Annotated in this window: 19 protein-coding genes; 12 read left to right on the top strand and 7 right to left on the bottom strand. The window is 69.5% G+C overall.

The genetic code is table 11. The annotated features are described in order from the left end of the window. The first annotated feature begins 44 nt into the window (after positions 1–44). Positions 45–1,106: a lysylphosphatidylglycerol synthase domain-containing protein gene (locus tag ACTWPT_RS29110; protein ID WP_443180652.1), complete on the top strand. Its 1,062-nt coding sequence runs from the start codon at positions 45–47 to the stop codon at positions 1,104–1,106. Between the two features lie 78 nt (positions 1,107–1,184). Then, positions 1,185–4,580: a BTAD domain-containing putative transcriptional regulator gene (locus ACTWPT_RS29115; RefSeq protein ID WP_443180653.1), complete on the top strand. Its 3,396-nt coding sequence runs from the start codon at positions 1,185–1,187 to the stop codon at positions 4,578–4,580. On the opposite strand, the gene ACTWPT_RS29120 is transcribed toward ACTWPT_RS29115, so the two are convergent. Further along, entirely contained in the window at positions 4,549–5,055 is a 507-nt protein-coding gene (locus ACTWPT_RS29120; protein WP_443180654.1) for a hypothetical protein, read from the bottom strand. The two genes, ACTWPT_RS29115 and ACTWPT_RS29120, sit on opposite strands and share 32 nt — an antisense overlap. Before the next feature lie 163 nt (positions 5,056–5,218). On the opposite strand from ACTWPT_RS29120, the gene ACTWPT_RS29125 reads away from it, so the two are divergent. Continuing rightward, on the top strand, positions 5,219–5,716 hold the full coding sequence (locus ACTWPT_RS29125) for a DedA family protein (protein ID WP_443180655.1): 498 nt from the start codon (positions 5,219–5,221) through the stop codon (positions 5,714–5,716). Here the strand turns inward: ACTWPT_RS29125 and ACTWPT_RS29130 are convergent. Continuing rightward, on the bottom strand, positions 5,711–5,902 hold the full coding sequence (locus ACTWPT_RS29130; RefSeq protein WP_443180656.1) for a YegP family protein: 192 nt from the start codon (positions 5,900–5,902) through the stop codon (positions 5,711–5,713). The genes ACTWPT_RS29125 and ACTWPT_RS29130 overlap by 6 nt on opposite strands. Positions 5,903–6,004: 102 nt before the next feature. Between ACTWPT_RS29130 and ACTWPT_RS29135 the strand changes: the two genes are divergently transcribed. Continuing rightward, the gene (locus ACTWPT_RS29135) at positions 6,005–6,844 is read left to right on the top strand and encodes a D-alanyl-D-alanine carboxypeptidase family protein (RefSeq protein WP_443180657.1); all 840 of its coding nucleotides are present in this window, start codon (positions 6,005–6,007) and stop codon (positions 6,842–6,844) included. A 26-nt stretch (positions 6,845–6,870) separates the two neighbouring features. Here ACTWPT_RS29135 and ACTWPT_RS29140 read toward each other — a convergent pair whose 3' ends face one another. Both ACTWPT_RS29140 and ACTWPT_RS29145 read right to left on the bottom strand, forming a co-directional pair. Beyond that, on the bottom strand, positions 6,871–7,449 hold the full coding sequence (locus ACTWPT_RS29140) for a hypothetical protein (RefSeq protein WP_443180658.1): 579 nt from the start codon (positions 7,447–7,449) through the stop codon (positions 6,871–6,873). Between the two features lie 54 nt (positions 7,450–7,503). Next, positions 7,504–7,683: a hypothetical protein gene (locus tag ACTWPT_RS29145; RefSeq protein WP_443180659.1), complete on the bottom strand. Its 180-nt coding sequence runs from the start codon at positions 7,681–7,683 to the stop codon at positions 7,504–7,506. A 73-nt stretch (positions 7,684–7,756) separates the two neighbouring features. Here ACTWPT_RS29145 and ACTWPT_RS29150 point away from each other — a divergent pair, with 73 nt between their 5' ends. Next, on the top strand, positions 7,757–8,809 hold the full coding sequence (locus tag ACTWPT_RS29150; RefSeq protein WP_443180660.1) for a LacI family DNA-binding transcriptional regulator: 1,053 nt from the start codon (positions 7,757–7,759) through the stop codon (positions 8,807–8,809). Positions 8,810–8,937: 128 nt separating this feature from the next. Then, a complete protein-coding gene (locus tag ACTWPT_RS29155; protein WP_443180661.1) occupies positions 8,938–9,219 on the top strand; it encodes a hypothetical protein in 282 nt (93 codons plus the stop codon). 24 nt (positions 9,220–9,243) lie between these two features. Here ACTWPT_RS29155 and ACTWPT_RS29160 read toward each other — a convergent pair whose 3' ends face one another. From ACTWPT_RS29160 to ACTWPT_RS29170, 3 genes are all read right to left on the bottom strand, one after another. Beyond that, a complete protein-coding gene (locus tag ACTWPT_RS29160; protein ID WP_443180751.1) occupies positions 9,244–10,803 on the bottom strand; it encodes a sulfatase family protein in 1,560 nt (519 codons plus the stop codon). A gap of 172 nt (positions 10,804–10,975) precedes the next feature. Beyond that, the gene (locus ACTWPT_RS29165) at positions 10,976–11,722 is read right to left on the bottom strand and encodes a TrmH family RNA methyltransferase (protein ID WP_443180752.1); all 747 of its coding nucleotides are present in this window, start codon (positions 11,720–11,722) and stop codon (positions 10,976–10,978) included. A gap of 92 nt (positions 11,723–11,814) precedes the next feature. Further along, positions 11,815–12,585, bottom strand: a complete 771-nt coding sequence (locus tag ACTWPT_RS29170) for a DUF4184 family protein (protein WP_443180662.1) — start codon at positions 12,583–12,585, stop codon at positions 11,815–11,817. A 163-nt stretch (positions 12,586–12,748) separates the two neighbouring features. Here ACTWPT_RS29170 and ACTWPT_RS29175 point away from each other — a divergent pair, with 163 nt between their 5' ends. The 6 genes from ACTWPT_RS29175 to ACTWPT_RS29200 all read left to right on the top strand — a co-directional run bounded on the left by ACTWPT_RS29175 (position 12,749) and on the right by ACTWPT_RS29200 (position 19,804). Beyond that, positions 12,749–13,387: a cation transporter gene (locus ACTWPT_RS29175; RefSeq protein ID WP_443180663.1), complete on the top strand. Its 639-nt coding sequence runs from the start codon at positions 12,749–12,751 to the stop codon at positions 13,385–13,387. 308 nt (positions 13,388–13,695) lie between these two features. After that, complete coding sequence (locus tag ACTWPT_RS29180) at positions 13,696–15,378, top strand: substrate-binding domain-containing protein (RefSeq protein ID WP_443180664.1); 1,683 nt, start codon at positions 13,696–13,698, stop codon at positions 15,376–15,378. A 107-nt stretch (positions 15,379–15,485) separates the two neighbouring features. Further along, on the top strand, positions 15,486–17,045 hold the full coding sequence (locus tag ACTWPT_RS29185) for a sigma-70 family RNA polymerase sigma factor (RefSeq protein WP_443180665.1): 1,560 nt from the start codon (positions 15,486–15,488) through the stop codon (positions 17,043–17,045). Positions 17,046–17,331: 286 nt separating this feature from the next. Beyond that, entirely contained in the window at positions 17,332–17,703 is a 372-nt protein-coding gene (locus ACTWPT_RS29190; RefSeq protein WP_443180666.1) for a hypothetical protein, read from the top strand. Further along, the gene (locus tag ACTWPT_RS29195) at positions 17,700–18,830 is read left to right on the top strand and encodes a GNAT family N-acetyltransferase (RefSeq protein ID WP_443180667.1); all 1,131 of its coding nucleotides are present in this window, start codon (positions 17,700–17,702) and stop codon (positions 18,828–18,830) included. The genes ACTWPT_RS29190 and ACTWPT_RS29195 overlap by 4 nt, the downstream gene beginning before the upstream one ends. Positions 18,831–18,970: 140 nt before the next feature. Continuing rightward, on the top strand, positions 18,971–19,804 hold the full coding sequence (locus ACTWPT_RS29200) for a glycosyltransferase family 2 protein (RefSeq protein WP_443180668.1): 834 nt from the start codon (positions 18,971–18,973) through the stop codon (positions 19,802–19,804). Positions 19,805–19,811: the final 7 nt, after the last annotated feature.

Genomic DNA, 19,811 nt, shown 5'->3' on the forward strand with positions numbered 1-19,811 from the left:
CGGACGAAGAGACCGCCGGCCTTGACCCGGCAGACTGGACTCCGATGAAGAACAAGTCGCTGCAGATCGCCCTGTCCGTGCTGTCGCTCGGGCTGGCCGTGCTGCTCGTGGTCTATTTGCCGCAGATCGTGCGCGCCCTCACCGGCAAGCCGGTCTCCTGGGCGGAGATCGGCACGGTGTTCGGCACGCTCCGCGCGGGCGAGATCGCGCTGATGACCGCGCTTTGGCTGCTCAGCCTGCTCTCCTACACGTTCGTGCTGACCAACTCGCTGCCCGGGCTCAACAACCTGCAGGGCCTGACGCTCAACGCGGCCGGCAGCGCGGTGAGCAACCTGCTGCCGTTCGGCGGGGCGGTGGGAGTGGCGCTGTCGTTCGCGATGACCAGGGGCTGGGGCTTCCCCAACCGCTCGATCGTGGTCATGACGCTGGTCAGCGGCATCTGGAACACGTTGTTCAGATTCATCCTGCCGGCCATCGGGATCATCGCGTTGCTGATCGCGGGCGAGGCGCCCAACGCGACGGTCGCCAACGCGGGCTGGACGGGCGCGATCTCCATCCTGGCGTTGTGCGCGATCGTGGCCGCCGCACTCTATTGGCAGCGCGCGGCGGACCTGCTCGGCCGGGCCCTCGACGGCCTCACCCGGGTGCTGCGGCTGAGGATCGGCGCCTCCCAGGCGTTCCACCGGCTCCGTGCCGACACCGCGGGAGTGGTCAGGACCCGGTGGCCCGGCCTGTCGCTGGGCATGGTGTTCTTCCTCGGCTTCCAGTGGACGATCATGGCGGCCTGCATGCACGCCACCGGCGCCTGGCCGGGGCTGGCCCAGTCGATCGCCGTATTCGCCCTGTCTCGGGTGCTCACCAGCGCAGTGATCACGCCCAGCGGGGCCGGGATCATGGAGAGCGGAGTAGTGATCTTGCTCACCACCGCGTTCGCCGTGCCGGCCGCTCCGGCCACCGCGACCGCACTGCTTTTCGGCTTCTGGACTTACACTATCGAGATCCCGTTCGGCGGCCTGGCACTGGGCGCGTGGGCGCTACTGCGCAGGCGCAACGGCCGGAACGCCGGCGCGGGGTCCCCGTCCGCGATCTCGAAGGCCCCCCAGTGACAATCCCAAACCCATCGCGTGCTAATCAACCACGCCCCTTGTGCGTGATTCGCAGGCCCGCATAGCGTGGCGGCTGACATGGTGGCGTTCCGAGTTTTGGGGCCAGTCGAGGCGTACGAACACGACGACGAACTCGACCTCGGCGGGTTGCGGCAGCGGGCCGTCCTCGCCCGACTTCTCGTGGCCAGAGGTCAAGTCGTACCGGTTGACACGCTTCTTTACGATCTGTGGGACGACGATGCGGCCAAGGGCGCGCAGTCCGGTCTGCAGGTCTACATCTCGCGCCTGCGCCGGGTGCTGGAGCCCGGCCGCCCGCGCGGCGGGCCCAACCGGTTATTGGTGACGGTCGCGTCCGGCTATGCGTTGCGCGTGGCCTCCGACCAAGTCGACGCGCTCAGGTTCGAGCAGCTCGTCCGCGCGGCGGGTGAGCACCTGGAGGAGGGCGATCCGCAGTCGGCCCGCGGCCGCCTGGAGAAGGCGCTGGGGCTGTGGCGCGGCACTCCGTACTCGGACTTCGCCGACCAGCAGTGGGCAGAAGCCGAGGTCAACCGGCTGACCGAGCTGCGCCTGGTTGCGCGCGAGCGGCACGCCGACACCGGGCTGCGGCTGGGCCTGCACGCCGAGACCGTGCCGGATCTGGAGGCACTCACCACCGAGCACCCGCTGCGCGAGGAGGGCTGGCGGCTGCTGGCGCTCGGGCTCTATCGCTGCGGCCGGCAGGGCGACGCCCTGGCCGCCCTGCGCAGGGCCAGGAACATGCTGGCCGACGAGCTCGGCATCGACCCGGGCCCCGCGCTGCGCAAGCTGGAGTCCGACATCCTTGCCCAGTCGCCGGAGCTGGAGCTGGCCTTGCCCGCGCGGCCCGCGAGACCCGCGCCGGCGACCACCGACACCTGGCCGCCCCGCCCCGCCGCGCCCGTGGAGCCGCCGCCCCTGGAGCCCGAGCCCTTCGTGGGCCGCGACGCCGAGCTGTCCAGGCTGACCACGGCGGCCTCGCGGACGGGCAGGTTCCAGGTCGCGATCGTGACCGGGGTCGCGGGTGCGGGCAAGACCACGCTGCTGCGCCAGCTGGAGGGCAAGCTGGGCGGTGACGGCTGGATCACCTCCTCCGGCGCCTGCCCCGACTCCAGCGCCACCCCTCCGGGGTGGGCGTGGGTGGAGATCCTGCGCACGCTCGTCGGCATGACCGGCGCGGGCGAATACGCGCAGCTGCTCGCGCCGCTGCTGGACGACGCCGTTCCCGATCCCGACGAGGACGAGGTGTCCGGCGGGTTCCGGCTGCACCGCGCGGTCGGCGGCTACCTGGCCGGGGTCGCCCGGCGGGCGCCGGTGCTGATGACGCTCGAGGACCTGCACTGGGCCGACGACCAGACGTTGGCGCTGCTGCGGGCGCTGCCGAGCCTGCTGGCCACCAGCCGCGTGCTGCTCGTGGTGACGTGCAGGGAGAGCGAGCTGGACGACCGCCAGTCCGACGTGCTGGCCGCGCTGGCCCGGCTCGGGCCGCTCCGGGTGGGCCTGTCGGGGCTCGATCCGAAGGCCGTGGCCGAGCTGGTCAGGGCGACGTGCGTACGCGAGATCGACGAGGACGCGGTCGAGTCGATCGTCGAGCGCACCGGCGGCAACCCGTTCTTCGTCCGCGAGACAGTGCGCCTGCTGGACGCCGAGGGCGCGGCCGACCGGGCCAGCGCCACAGAGGTGCTCTCCAGGGTGCCGTCCGGCGTACGTGACGTGCTGCGGCGGCGCATCTCGCAGCTGCCGTCCGGCGCCCAGCAGATCCTGCTGCAGGCCGCCGTGATCGGCCGGGACGTCGATCTCGACGTGCTGATCGCCGTCTCGGGCGACGAGGACGCGGTGATCGAGGCGGTCGAGGCGGCGCTGCTGGCCGGCCTGGTGACGGAGCCAGGTCCTGGGCTGCTCAGGTTCGACCACGACCTGGTGCGCGACACCATCTACTCCGACGCCTCCAGGCTGCGCCGCACCCGGCTGCACGCGGCCGTGGCAGGCGTGATCGAGCAGCGCTCGCCGTCCGACGTGGCCGCGCTGGCGCACCACTACTACCTGGCCGACGCGGCGGAGAAGGCGGTCCACTACGCGGGCCTGGCCGCCGAGCAGGCCGAGCGGCGCTTCGCGCACCGCGAGGCGGCCACGCTGTGGGAGCAGGCCATCGCCGCGTTCGACCGGTCCCGCAACGACGAATCGGGCGAGCAGACGCCGGAACGCGCCAAGGAGCGGCTGCGACTCATGCTGCGCCAGATCAGGGCGCTGGCGTTGTGTGGCGACATGCACGCCGCGCGGTTGCTGCGCCGCCAGGCCATGGACGCCGCGCTGCCGCTGGGCGACCTGGAGATCACCGCGAAGGTGGCGGCGTCGCTGGCCGTGCCGCACAAGGGCATGGCGCGCGATTTCACCCGCACCGCGTGGGAGATCGTGGACGTCACCGAGCGGGCGCTCATCGAACTGCCCGCGGGCGAGCAGCGACTGCGGGCGAGCCTGCTGACCACGCTCGCGCTGGAGCTGGAGGGCTCCTCCTCACCGGAGCGCGGGCGGCAGGCGTCGCTGGAGGCGCTGGAGCTGGCCCGGCAGAGCGGCGACCCCGCGCTGATCGCGGCGGCGCTGAGCGGGCGGTTGCGGCAGTCCTACGACATCCCGGCCGTGGACACGCGGGAGAGCATCGGCAGGGAGCTGCTGGAGGTCGCGCAGCGTTCGGGGCAGATGGCCACGCAGGCGCTGGCGCACCTGGTGTTACTGGAGTGCGCGGCGGCCAGGGGCGAGTTCACCGCGGCCGACGAGCACGCGGCCGCCGCCGACGCGCTGGCCAGGCAGTACGACCTGCCGGCCCCGGCCGCGGTCGTGGTCTGGTACGGCGGCATGCGGCTCATGATCACCGGCGACTACGCGGGCGCCGAGCGGGCCTACCGGGAGGCGGCCAGGATGACCGCGCGGGCCGGCATGCTCGAAGGCCGCCAGGACCTGCCGCTGATCACGACGTTCTGCCTGCACTTGGTGGACGGCCGGGCCGCGGAGACGGTGGACCTGCTGGCCGAGGCCCACCACCGCGGCGCAAAGTGGACGCTCGACGCCTACGCGCTGGCCCTGGCCTCGGCCGGGCACGTCAACGACGCCAAAGCCGTGGCCGCCACGCGTCCGCCGGTGCGCCCCGACTTCCTCTACGAGCTGGCGATGACCTGGCGGGCACTGGCCGGCATGCTGCTGGACGACCGGGAGCGGATGGTCGACTGCTACGACAAGCTCAAGCCGTTCGCCGACCGGGTGGCGGGTGCGGGCACGGGCGTGGTGGCGCTGTGGCCGGTGGCGCTGACGCTCGGCGACCTGGCCATCCGCCTGGGGCAGCCGGACGCAGCACGCGAGCACTACAAGAAGGCCCTGGAGGTGGCCGAGCGGGTGGGCGTGCCGCGCTGGGTGGAGGCGGCGCAGCGGTCGGTCAGCAGCTCACCTGGAAACGGTCGCTCTTGACGGTCTCGGCGCCCACGGCGGTCAGCTCGACGCGGTACCAGCCGGGGTTGCCGGTGACCTGCGGCCGCCACTCGACGGTTCGGGCGGCGCCGGCGAAGCCGTCGTGGTCGACGAAGTAGGTGCGCCAGGCCTTGGCGGCGGGGCTCCAGCGGGCCAGCCGCCAGCCGTACGCCACGCCCTTGGCGGGGTCGGAGTTGAGCAGGACGCTGCGGGCGACGTACGACTTGACGCACCCGGCGCCGCCGTCGGCCAGGACGCTCACGGTGACCTTGCCGGTCTGGGCGGGCAGCTGCTCGGTGATGGGCACCTCCCGGGCCGACAGGGTGACGGTCCTGGCGGGCTCGGGGGTGGAGCTGGCGCTACTGTAGGCGGCGAAGCCGACGTACGCGCTGGTGAAAGCAAGGGCGGCCACGAACAGCTTGGCCGCGTTCGCGGTGCCACTGGCCAGTACAGCTGCGCTTCTAGTCGTCGACATCTTCAACACCCCTTTTGGCTCACCCCTAGAGTGGAGTTGAGGGGTTGAGTGCTGGTTGTCGGCTGGTTGCACCTTTTGCGGGGCGGCTTGCAAGCCGGTGTGGCAATCACTTGCACCTTGAACTAAGGTAAGGCTGACCTAAGGCTTCAGGAAGGGCGGGCCGATGGACGATATCGCCAGGCCGTTCTGGCTCGGCCTGCCGTATTGGCTGGTGGGCGCCATCCTGATCCTCGCCCTGTTCGGCGCGTTCCAGGTCTACTACTGGGTCGGCCGCAAGCTGGGCGACAAGCTCTACGACTCGCGCATCGGCGTCAAGGTGGGCCGCGAGCGGATCGAGAAGGTCGAGCGGGTCGTCGAGAAGTGGGGCGCGCTGGCCGTCTACGGATGCTTCTGGGTGCCCATGCTGCGGCACACGCTTCCGTGGGTGGCAGGCGCGCTGCGGGTGTCCTATCCCTGGTACGTGGTCGCCAGCGCGCTAGGCTGCCTGACCTGGGCGCCCCTGTGGTGGTTCGGCCTCTGGGGCTGGCTGCAGCTGGCCGTGCGCTCGCCTGTCACGGCGGCGGTCGTCGCCGTGCTGGTCGTCGGGGGCGGAGCGTGGCTCGTGGTGTGGCGGCGCAGGAGGAGGCAGCGCGCCACGGACGAGAAGCTCCTGGTGTCATAGCTTCCGTACACTCTGGTCCTCGATGACGGCGTCCACGGCGTTCCTGCGTACCGTCTCGATGCCGTTCACGCAGGCCACCTTGGTCGGATAACCCTCGCCGACCGCCAGCGTCTGCCCGTTGTTCGCGACGAGCGCGAAGCGGAAGCCGCCCTGCCCGTCCTCGCTGATCACGAACCTGCCTGCCATGGTCGCCCCCTCCTCGATCTAACATTCGTTTACCCCGGCCTGATCGGGCGTTATGGCGCTACTTCGCAAACGAACCCTTGATCTCCTGCCAACATGTTTGGCATGCGTATTGCGGGATTGATCAGCTGTGCCGTACTCGCGGTGGTTATGGGGGTCTCCTCCTCCCCCGCCGCCGCGGCGGACGAGCCCACCGTGATGGCCGCGTCGGCGTACGTCGTCGACTCGACGGGAACGATCCACTTCGGCAAGCGGCAGACGCGGCGGGTCCCGGTGGCCAGCCTGGTCAAGGTCATGACGGCGTACGTCGTACTGCGCGAGGCCCGGCTGAGCGACACGATCACGATCAGCGCGACCGACGTCAAGTACGCCGCCGGCGGCGGCGCCACCACGGCGGGGCTGAAGAAGGGCGAGACCCTCACGGTCAGGGACCTGCTGTACGGGCTCATGCTGCCCTCGGGCGCGGACGCGGCCAACGCCCTGGCCCGCCGCTACGGCCCGGGCAAGACGGCCTTCGTCGCCAAGATGAACAACACCGCCCGCGCCCTGGGCCTGACCGACACCCGCTACACCAACGCCGACGGCATGCCCACGCCGGGCAACGGCGGCTACTCGACGGCCGTCGACCAGGCCAAGCTGGCCCAGCGGGCGTTGGCGAGCAGCACGTTCAGGACCGTAGTCGGCAAGAAGGTGCACACGGTGGGCGAGACCTCGCTGCACCGGCGGCACACGTGGCGCAACTCCAACAAACTGTTGTCACGGGCGGACGGGGTGCTGGGCGTGAAGACCGGGTACACGAGCGCTGCCGGATACTGCCTGTTGTTCGCGGGCGAGCGCGGCGGCCGGCAGGTGGTGGGCGTGTTGCTGAAGGACGCGAACGAGCGCCGCTTCGCCACGGCCGAGCAGCTGCTGGACTACGCCGAGGAGCAGATCATCGACAGCTAGTTGGGAGGGGGCGGAGAGGGACGGTGCTAGCCGAAGGTCATGTGGCCCGCGCCGGCCAGGCGCTCCAGACCTTGGGTGGCGCAGCTGAGCAGGCCCGTGTCGGGCGTGATGCCGCCGCGTGCCTGCTCACCCCCGAGCGGCCCCGACGTGATGGCGCCGGTGAGCAGGGTGTCGGCCGGACGCTGGGTGGCCAGGAAATCGCCCCGGCTGCGGAACTTCGAGGTGCCGACGGGGCGGCCGTCCCCGCCGAACCAGGTGACGACGGCGTGACCGCGGACGCCGCGCGCGCTCGTGCACGAGAGCACGCCGGTTGCCCTCAACGCGACCCAGCCGGAGCGCAGACCGGTCGCCGTGCCGTCCGGCGATGTGCAGCCCGTGAGCTGGAGGTGCCCCCGGACCGCGGCACGCCGGGGCGCGAGCCCGACCCACGGGTCGAAGACCAGCGGCCGGCCAGGCGGCGTGCCGACAGCACAGATCAGGGCGGCCGGCGGGGTCGCGGCCGGACCTCGCGGACCGCCGGCCACGGGCGGACTCAGCGCCTGCGCCGCGTCAGCAGTCAGCGGGCCGGCCGCGGCCGCGACTGCGATGATCCAGGTCATTTTCACGGACCCTCCCTGGGTAAATCATCCTGGGTAATCGGCCCGTCACATTCTGCAGCATCACGCCGTGCGGCACACCGGATCCAGGCGGTCGGCCGTCCACCTGAGAGAGTCCGCCAGCCGTACGCGAACGCGGCTCCGGTCCCGATGCGGTCTGCGCGGCGCACCCGGCAGCGCTTCGCTCAGCGACTCCCGGTATCCCATCGCCGTCTGATGCGCGAGGACGTGCATGGCATCCATAATTTCCTCCTTAATCAATTAAGACCTTAATTGATTAAGAGCGGCAGGACAAGGTCTTCGGTACGGTGGGACGATGGCCAGGGTCACACTCCAGACGATCGCCGACCGGCTCGGCGTGTCCCGGGCCACCGTGTCCTACGCCTTCTCCCGCCCCGACCAGCTCAGCGAAGGGCTACGGCAGCGGATCATGGAGGTGGCCGACGAGCTCGGCTACGCGGGGCCCAATCCGACGGCACGGTCACTACGGCTCGGGCGGGCGGGGGCACTCGGACTGATCTTCAGTGAGACGCTGGCGTACGCGTTCGCCGACCCCTACGCGATCGGGTTCTTCCAGGGGCTGGCCACGGCAGCCGAGGACGCGGGTGTGGGACTGCTCATCCTGCCGCTGCCGCACGGCGACCGGCGCAGCGAGACCGTACGCGACGCGGTGGTGGACGCCTTCTGCGTGGTGTCGCTGCCGGACGGGCATCCGGCGCTGGCGGAGGTGCTGGCCAGGAAGTTGCCGGTGGTGATCGTGGACGAGCCCTATGTGCCCGGTCACCCGTTCGTCGGCATCGACGAGCCCGCGGCGGGCGCGGCGGCCGCGCGGCACGTGCTGGAGCTGGGTCATCGGCGGATCGGGGTGGCCATGGTGGGACTCAACGACGACGGCTACACCGGCTGGGCCGACCTGGCGCGGCAGGAGGGCGCGGTGTTCGAGGCCATGCGGCGGCGGCGCGGCGGCTACCAGAGCGCGTGCGAGGAGGCCGGGCTGGAGTGGGCGGGGGTGCCGTTCTACGAGGTGGCGCGCAACTCGCGGCAGGCGGGAAGGAAGGCGGGGCACGCGCTGCTCGGCCGTTCTCCGCGCCCCACCGCGATCCTGGCCAACACCGACGTGCTGGCGCTGGGCGTGCTGGACGCGGCGGCCGACCTGGGACTCGCAGTGCCCGGGGAGCTGTCGGTGGTGGGCTTCTCCGACAGCGCCGCCGAGGAGGCCGGGCTCACCACGATCAGGCAGGCCAAGCAGGAGATCGGCGAGACGGCGGGGCGGCTGCTGTTGTCGGGGGACGTGGCCGAGCCCGAGCGGCTGCTCTTTCCCCACGAGCTCATCGTCCGCTCCTCCACCGCCCCGCCCCCCGCGCGTTAGGCCTCCCGGCGGGCATGGAGCAGGTCCGTCCCTGTTCCGCGACACATCCCATGGGGTACGGTTCACTCGCCAATGCGACTCGTGATGGAGTTTCGGGCCCCTTGAGGCCGCTTGAGAGGGAATGTGCCATGGCGGAATTCATCGAGGTCCGCGCGACGATCGAAGGCCGCAGGAAAGCGGCCGCGGTGGCGCATGGCATCCTGTGCGCGGGCCTGGCGACCTCCATCGACATAGACGAAGTGCCCCACCCGTCCACGAGCGCCTGGCAACTCACGCTCATCACGACGGACCAGCACGCCCCGATCCTCGAACAACACATCCGAGGAAGCGGCGAGCACGGCCCGATCGTCAGCCGGCCGGTGAGCCACGACGTCGACGGTTACCCCGCCTGGCTCACCGACCAGCCTTGAAATCTCTCCATCCCTACGACCGGCTCAGCGCAGGTGCGAGGCGTCCCAGCAGTTCGTCGTATCTGGCTTGCCGCAGCTCTCCAAGCCGTCGAGAGCCTTCGCGAGGCCGGCCGTCCTGGGGTTGCCGGGGTCGTTGGTCTCCTGGTGAGGATCGGTGACGGTGTTGTAGTACTCGGGTTTCGGATCGCCCTCGTACTCGACATAGAGCTCGCCGGCGGTGCGCACGGCGGCGTACGTCGGCGGCGTGGCGTTCCCTACCTTGCGCGAGTCCGCGTCGGGGTCCGAGCCCGGCCCGCCCAGACTCGGCTTGACGTGCTCGATCAGCGCCGCGTTCCGCCAGTCCCGCACCGGGCGGCCCTGGATGAAGGGCAGCAGGCTGCGCCCGTCGCGGCTGTCACGCAGCGCCGGGTCGATGCCGGCCATGTCGAGGAATGTCGCGAACAGGTCGACGTTCTGGGTGATGGCGTCGGTCACGAGATCGCCCTGCCGTCCCGCGGCCGGGCGCTTGACCAGCAGCGGCACCCGGACGTCGTGGTCGTAGGCGGTGGACTTGTTGCGCAGCAGGCGATGCTGGCCCAGGTGGAAACCGTTGTCGCTGGTGAACACCACGTACGTGTTCCGCCGCTCGCGCTCCGTCAACGTCGAGAGCACGCGCTCCACCATGTCGTCGACCGACTGAACCATGCGGATCCGGTTGCGGAAGTCGGTGCGCAGTTCCTTGGCGAGCTTCGGCCCGATCGGCTCCCGCCGGACCCACGAGGGCTTGTCGGCGGTGTCCTCGTTGAACGCGGGCAGCTTCGTCACATCGATGCCGGCGCAGTCGGGGCCGCCGCAGTCCCCGTGGGGGAACTGGCCGGCGGGCCACTTGGTCTTCGGCCGGTCACGGCGCGCAGGTGGGAAACGCGGCTCCTTGTCGCCCGGTTTGTTGTCGACCCTGGCATGTGGCGAGAACGGCGAGACCTGCAGGAAGAACGGCTCGCCGGGCGCGTAGGCGCGGGACCGCTCGATGAAGCCGACCGCCCGCTTCCCGAGCTCGTCCACCAGGTAGGTGCCGTCGGACGGGTCGCGCGGCCTGGCGCCGGGCGTCTGCTCCTTGATGTAGCGGGTGAGCTGGTATCGGTACTCGTTGTAGCCGCCGGCCCCCGCCACATGCCACTCGTCCCACCCTGCCGGCACCTTGTAGCCGGCGCCCGCCGGGTACTCGTTGACGTACTTGCCCAGGTAGCCGGTGCGGTAGCCGGCCTGGTGCAGCGCGGTGGCATAGGTGCGGCTCTCGTGCGGCTCGAAAGCCCGGTAGCCGCCTCTGTCGTAGCCCTCGTTGGTACGCACGCCGGTGTTGTGCGGGAACTGGCCGGTGAACATCGTGGCCCGCGACGGGCAGCAGAGCGAGTCGGCCACGTAGTAGCTGCTGAACGTGGTGCCACCCTTGGCAAGGCCGCTGGCGGCGTCCATGTACTGGAGCAGCTCGGCCGACAGGTCGTCGACAAGGAAGAAGATGATGTTCGGCCGCTGAGGCTTGGCGACGACGGTCGCGGCGTTCGCCTGGCCGGCTGTGGTCAGGACCAGGACGACGGCCAACACCATCGCCAAGGCTCTCGGGATTTTCGCGCGCATGGACATGACGGCCCTTTACGGAGGGAGGAAGCTCAGGGCTGCAATGTACGCTAATGTCCGACTTCGCGAATAATCAACCTATTCGTCCCACGATTAGGCATAGGTCAGCAAGGCTGCGGTGCGGGAGCGCGAACGGTTCAGGTCACTTGGCGCGCATCAGACCATGACAGGCGATCGCGGCGGCGGCCACCACGTTCAACGAGTCCACGCCGGCGGCCATCGCCGTCGCGCTCATCGGTATGCACACCGCCTGATCGGCTTCCTCCAGCCAATGAGACGACAGACCATCCCCTTCGGCGCCGAGCAGCAACGCCACTCGATCCGCCAATATGACCTCGTCCATAGGGACGGCGGCCTGGTCAGGGGTCAGGGCGAGGGTCTGGTAGCCCGCCTCCCGCAACTGAGCGAGCCCGTCGAACCAATCGTCCAGCCGCGCGTACGGGATCGAGAACACCGCCCCCATCGAGACCTTCACCGCACGCCGATACAGCGGATCCGCGCACCGGGGCGACAGGATGATCCCGTCCACGCCCAGCGCGGCGGCCGATCTGAAGATGGCGCCGACGTTGGAGTGGTCGACCAGGTCCTCCAGCACCAGCAGCCGCCGCGCCCCGCCCTTGAGCAGGGTGCCGACGGACGGGAGCGGGAGGCGTTCCATGGAGGCCAGGGCGCCGCGGTGAACCTGGAAGCCGGCGATGCCCGCCACGATCTCGTCGCTCGCCACGTACACGAGGGCGTCGCCGAGGACGTCGGACAGCGAGGGCAGCCAGCGACGCGTGGTCAGGACGGAGCGGATCGGGTAGCCGGCGCCGATGGCGCGCCTGATCACCTTCTCGCCCTCGGCGAGGAACAGGCCACGCTCGGCCTCCAGGCTCTTGCGCAGCTCCATGTCCCGCAGGCGGGTGTAGTCGGACAGGCGCGGGTCGTCGGCGTCGGTTACGTACTCGGGCACGCTTCCGATACTGCCATTCAGCGGCCTGCTCAAGCGCCTTCAGCTACCGTCATGCGCCTTCTGACCTGCCAGACCGCCGCATAGCAGGTGAGCACCAGACACAGGCCGATCACCGTGCCCGCGCCGGTCTTGGTGATCACGCTGGGCAGGCCGAATGCCGGGTCGGGCTCGTCCACCAGGGGCCAGAGGAGCGCCCCGGCGACGGTCCCCGCCGCGCCGGCCACCATGACGGTCCGGCGCGTGCGCGGGGAGATCCGCAACCGGTCCGGTACGGGCGCCGCCACCATCCTCGACAGCGCTCGCCAACCCCACCACACGACCGCGACCAGCCCGATCACCGACGAGGTGTACTGCAGGAGACGGAACACCCTGATCACGCCGAAGATCGAGACCGACAGCCAGGGGCCCCACTCCGCCGGGCCGGTGGAGTGGGTGAAGGAGTCCCACAGGACGTGGGTGGCCGCACCGATGACGGCGCCCACGGCGATGGGCAGCGGCCGGAGCCGGTCCGGGGTCAGGAGCGCGGCGCGGCCGGCCAGCGACGGCGGCAGCAGGGAGATCAGCGGGTCCCTGAAGACCCAATGGAACAGCGGCAACAGCACCAGCACGGCTACCAGGTCGATGGTGACGACGCCGAGCCAGGAGTGCCAGTTGGTGTAGTGGGGCAGGAAAGGGAGGAAGATCGGCAGGTCCGGGACCATCGCCCCCATAGCCAGAGCCCATGGATCGGCGAATCTGCGTACCCGTGATGACGTGATCAGTGGCACCACCGCGGCCATGTGACTGGGCGTGAATGGCACAGTCTTCCCCCCGAATATAAGCCCTGAGCGATCCCCGACGATCAGTGCTCATTATGTGCGGAAGTTACGACTATCCTTTGCCTACACCTTCCACGATTACGATCCGTGATGGGTACATAACACATCGCTGTCGACGGCCGGATAGCCGGGAGTTCGGGGGTTCATGGTGCCTGACCAGCGGATTCATGAGCGTCCGGCCGCGTCAGCCGATTGGCTCCGCGCGGCCCGAGCGGCGCGCGGGCTGTCTGTGGTCACGCTCGCCTGGCTGGGCGTCGAAAGCACGCTCGGCCTGGCGGCGGGCTTGGCCGCGCACTCGGTCGCGCTGATCGGCTGGGCTCTGTCCGCGCTGGTGGAGGCGGCGGCCAGCTTGATCGTGCTGTGGCGGTTCACCGGGGCGCGCACGCTGTCGCCGGGCGCGGAGAGCTCCGCCAGGAAGGCGATCGCGCTGAGCTTCTGGCTGCTCGCGCCCTACCTGGTCGTGCACGTGCTCCACGACCTGGGCGAGGGCCACCGGGCGACGCCGACCGCGTTGGGCATCGTGGTGACGGCGTGCAGCCTGGTCGGCATGCCGGCGCTGGGGATCGCCAAACGGCGGCTGGGCCGCCGGTTGGTCTCCGCGGCCACGTCGGGCGAGGGCATGCAGAACCTGATCTGCGGGGCGATGGCGGCAGGCGTCCTGGCCGGGCTGTGGCTCAATACCCTTGGCTGGTGGTGGGTGGATCCGGCCGTCGCGCTGATGCTGGCGGCGGTCGCGGTACGGGAGGGAAGGCGGGCCTGGCGCGGCCACGTCTGCTCCCATTGAGAACATCCAGCCCATTGTCTCTCAGGGGTAACCCCCGTATATTGCTGCCAATTTGGTCACAGTCGCAGTTCACGATGACAACAGAGCGTAATCGCTGCACCAAATGGCCTGTTTTGCACCACTGACTGCAGCGAGTATCGTTCCCGGAGTATTGCGGAGCTTCTCCCGCTAGGGTCTCCGGAAGGTCTCAACACACCTAAGAGGACATCGTGGGGCGACACCGCACAGACGAGCTCGATGGCGGATACGGCGGCGGATACAGAGCCAGCGAAACCCCATCTCGCAGGCGCCGCAGCAGCAGGGGCCGCGTGCTCGTGCCATTGGCCGGCGCCGTGGCGCTGGCCGTGCTCCTCGGTGTGGCCGCGTTCGTCATCTTCAACCGCGACCACGACTGCTCGGGCGGCAAGCTCGCGCTGCGTGTCGTCGCGACCCCCGACGTCGAGCCGGCGCTCAGCAAGATCGCGAATAACTATAACAAGGCCATGCACTCGATCGACAGCAAGTGCGTGGACGTGACGGTGGCCAAGGAGGCGGCGGCCAGGACGGCCAACGCGCTGGCCGCGGGCAAGGCCACCGCCGACTTCTGGGTGGCGGACTCCAGCCTCCTCCTGGAGAGCATGCGCAAGACCCCGGCGGGCAAGGCGTTGCCGGAGCCCGAGGTCTCGATCGCGACCTCCCCCGTCGTGCTGGCGGCGGCCAAGTCAGCCGCGTCGAAGTTGTCCGGCGCCCTCACGCCGAGCTGGACCAGCATGATCGCGGCGGCGAACGTGGCGAACGTGGACGGCCCCGGCAAAAAGGTACGCGTGCTCGCCCTCGACCCGCAGAAGAACTCCGCCGGCCTGGCGGCGCTGCTGGCCGCGGCGGGCACGGCCAAGGAGGCCGGGCAGGACAAGGCGCTGGTGGGCGCATTGAAGGAGCTGTCGGGACAGCTCGCGTCCGATTCGACGGCGTTGCTGGCCAGCCTCACCGTGAAGTCCGGCAGCAAGGTGCCCGTGGGCGTCGCCTCCGAGCAGGCCATCTACGCGCACAACACGAGGAAGCCGGAGGCCCCGGTGGTCGCCCTCTACCCGAAGGAGGGCACGCTCAGCCTCGACTACCCGGTCACGATCCTCACCAAGGAGCCGGCCACGCTGAAGGCGGCGGCGGACTTCAAGCAGGAGCTGTCCACGGACTCGGCCAAGAAGATCCTGCGTGACGCCGGTTTCCGCAGCGCGGACGGCAAGGCGGGCGACGTGCTGACGAAGGAGAAGGGGTTCACGCCGGAGACGCCGCAGGCGCTACCGGCCCCCGACGGCGCGACCGTGGCGCGGATGGTGCAGACCTGGTCCAGGCTGAACCTCGGCAGCCGCCTGCTCACGCTGCTCGACGTCTCTGGCACGATGGCGCTGCCGGTGCCGGGCACGGGCATGACCCGCATGCAGGCCATCGGCAAGATCGCCACGGAGGGTCTCGGCCTGTTCCCTGCCGACTCCGAGCTGGGTGTGTGGACGTTCTCCACGCATCTGGACGGCCGCGGCAGGGACTGGAAGGAGATCGTCTCCCTCGGGCCGCTCACCGAGAGCATCAACGGCACGCTCCGCAAGGACCTGATGGTCAAGCAGCTCAGCACGATCCAGGCCAAGGCGACGGGCGACACCGGGCTGAACGACACGCTCAAGGCCGCGTACACGGAGATGACCAAGACGTACCAGCAGGACAAGATCAACACGCTCTTGATCCTCACGGACGGCGCGGGCAATGACGATCCCGACGGCGGGATCAAAAACCCGGCGATCCTGCAGTTCCTGAAGGACACCTACGACCCCAAGCGCCCGGTCAGCATCATCATCATCGCCTTCGGCCCTGACGCCGCGCCCGGCAAGCAGCAGATGGACGCGCTGGCCAAGGCGACCGGCGGCGAGGCGTACATCGCCAAGAACATCCTGCAGGTCCGCGACTTCTTCCTGCAGGGCATGGAGCGGCGCCTCTGCTCCCCCAACTGCGACGGGTAATTTCGCCCGTTATGCCCAATCGGCATAACGGGCGAACCTGCCCGAACTAGGCCGCGTCCTCTCCGCGTGGGGCTTGAGTGCCCGTCCTACCTGCGGGGAGGGAATCCGTGCCTGGATGGCCGACCGTCGATCGCGCCGACGATCAGGAGCTGGTGGAGGCTCTGCGGCGCGCGGACGCCGACGCTCCCGCCAAGCTCTTCGACTCCTACGCCGAGCGGCTGTACGACTACGCGTTCTCCCTGGCCGGTGACCGGGACCTGGCGACGGACGCCGTGCACGACGCCATGGTCACCGCGCAGGGGTGCGTGGAGCGGCTGAGGGAGCCGGGCCGGCTGCGGGCCTGGCTGTACGCGCTGGCCAGGTTCCAGGTGCGGGCCAGGATGGCGCACCGGAACACCCCCACACAGGAGCTTCCCGACCTGGAGGAGCAGGCGGATCCGGAGCTCGCCGACCTGGTTCACGAGACTCTGGGCGAGCTCGGCGAGACCGAGCGCGAGGTCCTGGAGCTGTCGCTGCGCCACGGCCTGACCCCGTCCGAGGCCGGCGCGGTGCTGGCGCTGACCTCGCGGCAGGCGGCCGCCAAACTGGGCCGAGCCCGCGACCATCTGGAGATCGCCGCGGCGGCCGTGATGCTGGCCAGGACGGGCCGGGCGCACTGTCCCGACCTGTCGGCCATGGTCGACTCGTGGGAGGGGCCGCTCACTCCGCTGCTGCGGCGGCGGTTGTCGGGGCACATCGGCGGCTGCGAGGTGTGCACCGAGGGCAGGCATCGGCAGGTCTCGGCCGGGCGGCTCCTGGACATGGTGCCGGTCGCGTTCCCGCCGATCTCGCTGCGCCGCCGGGTGATCGACACGTGCCTAGATCCCGAACGCGGCCAGACTCGTACGCTGATCATGGATCGCGGGGACAGCTTCGACCGGGCCGGGTTCCCGGTGGCGGCCGAGCGCCGCTCGCGCCGGCGCCGGCCGCGCCGGCTCGCGCCGGTGGTGCTGGCGGGCGCGTGCGTGCTGGCCGCGACGGGGGCCGTGGTCGTGATCAACAGCGGGACGGCGTCGAACCCCACTGCGCTGCAGTTCGCCCCATCCCCCACGCTCCCCGGCGAAGAGAGTCCGACTCCGGAGGTCGTTCCCGAGCAGGACGACCTGACTCCGTCGGCGACCCTGAGTGCCGGCCCGTCGGCGCCGCCCAGCTCGACGGGGCCCACCCCGAGCGGGCGGCCGGCCGCCGCGCGACCGAGCACCAGGCCCGCGGCCGTGCCCACCACTGGGCCCACGGCCACCCGCCGCAGGCCCGCGCCCGGCGCCAAGCTCGGCGTGTCGTGCCCGCCAAGGATCGACGGCGCGGCCAAGATCGGGCTCAGCGCCCGCAACGCCTCCGTGTCCTGGGTGGCGACCGCCTCGCAGGGGCTGGACGCGTTCCCGGCGAGCGGGTCGATCAAGGCCGGCGGCTCGGTGATGATCTGGGTGACGGTGATCGACCCGAACGAGGCCGGCACGGGCCGGGTCTCGTTCACCTCGAACGGCGGCACCGCGACCTGCTCGTTGTCCTGGGACGGCCGGGAACCCCAGGCGTCCGACCCGCCGAACGACGAGCCGACACCCACGCCGGAGCCGACGGAATCGCCCACCGGGATGGAGACGTCGTCAGTAGAGACCATGAACGAGTAAAGCTCTCGTAACGTCACAGTAGACTCTTATTTAGACGACAATCAGGGATATATCGGACCCCCACTCGTGGATCCTAGGCCACATAGGGCATTCTGGTGTGCTTGGGGGCCGCGTCGGGTCCGGAGACCGCTTGACCGTGTGTTGAACATCACACAAGAAATCTCCGCCTGCCGGTAAACCGGAGCGCGTCGCCAAGCGTCGGCATTGACGTGTCCAGGCGCGGATTGGTCCCATGAACTGGCGATCAACCGCGCTTTTACCAGTAAGAGCAGGAGAGATACAGGAGATGCTCAGGCAGCACCGCAAAGCCCTCGCCTGGTTGGTGGGGCTCGCCTGCATAGCAGGAGCGGTAGTGGCGCTCTTCGACATCGAGACGCCGCTGCGCCCGTTCCTGATCTCCTTGTTCCTTCTGGTGGTTCCAGGAGCGGCAGTGGTGGGACTGTTGCGTGATCGTGACCCACTGGCCGCACTATCCGTAGGAGCCGCGGCAAGTCTCGTACTGAACGTGCTGCTCGCTGAGGCCATGCTGCTCTTCGGCGCGTGGTCACCGCGGGCCGGGGTGGCGACGGTCGCCGTGCTCGGCGGGTTCATGTACGTGCTCCGCGTCTTGTACCGGGGGAAGAGCATGCAGACCGAACAGGGGGCCAGGGCAAGGTGACAATCCAGGTAGTTCGGCCGGGAGAGCTCGGGGACTCCGAGCGTGTCCGATGGCGTGAGCTGCAGAAGGCCGACCCGAGTCTGGACAACCCGTTCCTGTCGGTCGAGTTCGCCGTGGCGATGGACCGCTTGCGCGACTACGTGAGGGTGGCGGTCGTCTCCGACGGAAGCGGCATCAAGGGATTCTTCCCGTACGAGCGGCACAGCTTCGGCATCGGCAAACCGCTCGGCGGCTTCCTCACCACATGTCACGGTCTGATCTCGACCCCGGACCTGAAGCTCGACGCCAAGGCCCTGCTGCGGGCCTGCAAGCTCAGCGTGTTCGACTTCGACCACCTGGTGGCGGGGCAGCCGACGTTCGCCCCGTACGAGCAGGACGTGCGCCCGGCCCCGGTCATGGACTTCACCTCCGGCTTCGAGGCCTGGATCGAGCAGGTCAAGGCCAATTCGCCGAAGAACCTCAAGACCGTGCGCTACAAGGAGCGCAAGCTCGGCCGCGAGCAGGGCGAGCTGCGCCTCGAGTGGGCCTCGGCCGACCCCGAGGTGATGCGCACGTTACTGGCCTGGAAGTCGGACCAGTATCGGAGGACTGGCCGGGTGGACAGGTTCGCCCAGCCGTGGATCGTCGAATTGACCGACATGATGCATGCCGAGAACTCATCGGACTTCGCAGGCGTGCTGACCATGCTTTATGCCGGTGACGTGCCCGTCGCCGGACATTTCGGCCTCCGTACGGCCACCACGCTTGTAGGGTGGTTCCCCGCCTACGACACCGAGTACGCGCGTTATTCGCCCGGCATCGTGCACCATCTCCAGATGGCCGAGGCCGCCGCGAAGAGCGGTCTGCACATGGTGGACATGGGCAAGGGCGGCAAGGAGTACAAAGACTGGCTCAAGAGCGGGGTCCTGTACGTTGCCGAAGGCCGTATCTCGCGACCGTCCGCGACGGCGGCGGTCCACTGGATCGGCCGAACTCCTTTCAACAAAGCCCGAACAATTGTCATGGATCGACCGTCTCTTTATAGAGCGGCCGACCGTGTCCTCAAGGGCTTCGGTCGGGTGCGCACTTCGATGCAGCAGCAAGAGCCACCCAACGCAGCAGTCAAGGAACCGACCGGAGCACGCTGAGCGCTCCCCGAAACCCGCAGCCACACCCTCACTCCACAGGACCCTTCAATGCACCGTTCACCGGTTTCGCCATTCCCGCAGCACCCGGGGCTGGTTTGGGCCGGCCCGCGGAGGAGGGCCCCGGAAGGATATCCCTCGCTATGAGTCCCGAGATCACCAAGCACAACGGCAAGGTCCACTCCTCGCCCCTCCGGTCGATGCCGCCGCCATCGAGCTTCACGCCTGTCACGCCTCACCTGGCCATTTCCCCGACGGTGAGCGTGGTCGTGCCGGCGATGAACGAGGCCGAGAACCTCCCCCATGTCTTCGCCACGATCCCGCAGTGGATCGACGAGATCATCCTCGTCGACGGCAACTCCGTCGACGACACGGTGGCCGTGGCCAAGCGGCTGCGTCCCAACGTGAAGGTGGTCACGCAGACCGGCAAGGGCAAGGGCGACGCCCTGGCGGCCGGGTTCGCCGCGTGCACCAGCGACATCATCGTGATGATCGACGCCGACGGCTCGACCGACGGCCGCGAGATCATCAACTTCGTGGGAGCGCTGGTGACCGGCGCCGACTTCGTCAAGGGTTCGCGCTACGCCTCCGGTGGCGGTAGCGACGACCTGACGCTGAACCGGCGCCTGGGCAACAAGGTCCTCACCGGCATCGTCAACGTCATGTACAGCACCAAGTACACCGACCTGTGCTACGGCTACAACGCTTTCTGGGCCCGCCACCTGGACGTGCTCAACCTCGACTGCGACGGCTTCGAGGTGGAGACGCTGATGAACGTGCGGGCCGCCAAGGCCGGGCTGAAGGTGCACGAGGTGCCGAGCCACGAGCGCAACCGCATTCACGGCGAGAGCAATCTGCGCGCCGTACGAGATGGCTTCCGCGTGCTCAAGACCATCCTGAAGGAGTGGCGTCGCCAGCCCGCTCCTGCTCAGCCTGAGCCGACCGCCACTCCTGCCGCTGACCGAGGCGTCGCTTAAGAAGGAT

This window comes from Nonomuraea sp. 3N208 (genome assembly GCF_052245935.1).
Classification (GTDB): Bacteria; Actinomycetota; Actinomycetes; order Streptosporangiales; family Streptosporangiaceae; genus Nonomuraea.